1 protein-coding gene is annotated in these 1,737 nt (G+C 67.9%); it reads left to right on the top strand.

What is annotated here, in order from left to right:
- Positions 1–81 precede the first annotated feature (81 nt).
- Positions 82–504, top strand: coding sequence for a hypothetical protein (locus tag ACFC02_RS42510; RefSeq protein ID WP_376368389.1), 423 nt, complete (start codon positions 82–84; stop codon positions 502–504).
- The last annotated feature ends 1,233 nt before the right edge of the window (positions 505–1,737 follow it).

Below are 1,737 nucleotides of genomic sequence, written 5' to 3'. Positions count from 1 at the left end.
GCCAGGTCTGGATCAACGACCCGGCGAAACGAAGCCAACCCGAACCACAAGGTTCATAGCACCGCGAACGTCTCATTTGACTTGACAACTACCGCTCTGCGCACCTTGAGTGCTGCCGAGCACCTTCTCGACGTGCCGACCCCCGATCCCGTTCCTGCGTGGTGCTCCTGGCTCTCCGAGGCGGACCTCGCCGTCGACTCCGGGCAGAGCCTCAGCGACCTGGGCGAAACCCGCCGGGCCCACCAGCTCATCGAGGAAGGTCAGAACCTGCTGCCGCCCAGCCGGGACAAGACCCGCGGAATCTTCCTCGCATACCGCGCCAAGACGCACCTCGACCGGGACGAGCCCGACGTCGCCGCTGCCGCAGCGTCCAAGTCCCTGGACCTCGCTAGCCGTATCGGCGCGCCCCGTTGCGTTGAACTCGTGCGGGGACTCGTCCCGCGATTCGAGGCATTCAGCGACGCGGAGGGTGTTCCCGAACTCCTGGTCAAAGCCGCAGTCTGATCCGCGCCTTGCCACCCGCCACGAACTCGCAGCAGCCGCTCGCGCGGCCGCGACAACGACGAGCGCAAGGCCCGTGCCGCCGGGGAGCGCGCGGCAGAAACGAATGGCGGACGCTGTAGGCTGCGGACTGGGATTCGATCGATCGTCTCTGTCCGCCCCGGGGCCGGGGCGGACGGGGGCACAACCGTGCAGGGAGCCGTCGAGACCGATGGCTATACGGCGGCCCTTCCTCGCCCCGTTGCACCGGCATCGCGGGCACCCGCTACGGCCTCCTACCGCCTCGTGACCGCAACGCTGTGCCCGGATGAGGTATCGGCCCGGGCGGGGCGGGGACACCGAAGGAAGTGAGGCTGCGCAGATGGCGGTCATCGCTGGCCCTTCGAGATGTGATGGTCAACTGGGCTGGAAGTTGGATGCGCTGGTGGCCAGGCGGCGTGCGCTGCACATACGAGCACGGTGATCAAGACGCCCATCGCGATGACGGCCATGCAGCCACCGATGTCTCGCACCGTCGAGAGCAGCGGATCGTGCTGCCAGGTATGGGCTGGGTGTGAAACCAGCGCGGTCTTTACAGACTTTGGGTGTGAGTCCGTCGGGGCGGCGTGGCGGGCCGCTCCGGCTGCGGCAGGCCGCGTACCTATGAGGATCTTCGTGCCAGCGTTGCTGGGCTGCTGCGGGCTGTCAGTGGCGGTGGGTTCCGGCTGGCCGAGGATGGGCGACCGAGAGGTCCCTGCGGCATCCCTGGGCCTCGGGGCGGATGTTGGGTGGTGGTCATGTGAGTTCCGGTGCACGGCCGGTGCGATCCTCGGGGAGGCGGTGTACGGCGCGGAATGCTCGCGGTTGTCCAGCCGCGCAGCTGTCCAGGAGTCGCCAGGCGTGCGCCAAGGCGACCAGGTGGGAGGCGTTGCGGGCGCCTGCCTGGTAGACCAGTCGTCGGATGCGGGCATTCAGCTGGGCGGGATCCGCCAGATGTGCAGCCTCAGCAATCTCACGATCCGAGGACTGGGTAGCGACAGCGCGAAGTAGGAGTAACTCGCCCTCGGTGAAGTGTGGGACCGGGCTCGGTGGCTTCGGGACGGGTACCTGCCCACTGGCCAACACCGTATGGACTCGGGCCGGCCATGCGGCGACCCTGAACTTGTCGGGTCTTCAAAGTTGAGCGGTGCGGAGGTGTCCGCGGGCTCGGCGGGTGGTGACGCAGCGTGTGCGTAGGCGCTGGTTCGTAGCGTTGCG

The sequence above is a fragment of the Streptomyces sp. NPDC056160 genome, from assembly GCF_042268205.1.
Lineage (GTDB): Bacteria > Actinomycetota > Actinomycetes > Streptomycetales > Streptomycetaceae > Streptomyces.
Note: the sequence above shows the minus strand (reverse complement) of the source record. Positions and strands in the feature narration are given on the sequence as shown.